This is a genomic window from Pseudomonas sp. SIMBA_041 (assembly GCF_046535095.1).
GTDB lineage: Bacteria > Pseudomonadota > Gammaproteobacteria > Pseudomonadales > Pseudomonadaceae > Aquipseudomonas > Aquipseudomonas mucoides.
This window is the reverse complement of sequence record NZ_JAWRXJ010000435.1, coordinates 1-265: the sequence shown is the minus strand read 5'-3', so window position 1 is coordinate 265 and position 265 is coordinate 1. Positions and strand designations below refer to the sequence as shown.

Here is a 265-nt window from a genome sequence, read left to right as displayed (position 1 = left end):
AAGCTCATTTGCCGTTTCATCGTCATGGACTCGTTCCGTGAACTATGTTCTACAACGTCCTCGGCTGCGTCAGCGATGACCACCGAGACGGATAAATCAGTGTTTCCTTGGGTGACCCGCCAGTTCGGATTTTTTCAAGAAACGAAATGCAATACAGCGAAGAACGCGGCATTATTTCATCAACGTATGTGGTAATTTATACGCGTTGCGAAGTTCCGGTATCAAGCCGAATGTTTTTCCCGTTGACGCCATGAAAAACTCCCTT

Annotated in this window: 1 protein-coding gene; it reads left to right on the top strand. The window is 46.8% G+C overall.

Annotation, left to right across the window (positions count from 1 at the left end; genetic code table 11):
• On the top strand, positions 1-195 hold a 195-nt coding region (locus tag SB725_RS31810; protein WP_410923433.1), incomplete at its 5' end, for a hypothetical protein.
• Positions 196-265: the final 70 nt, after the last annotated feature.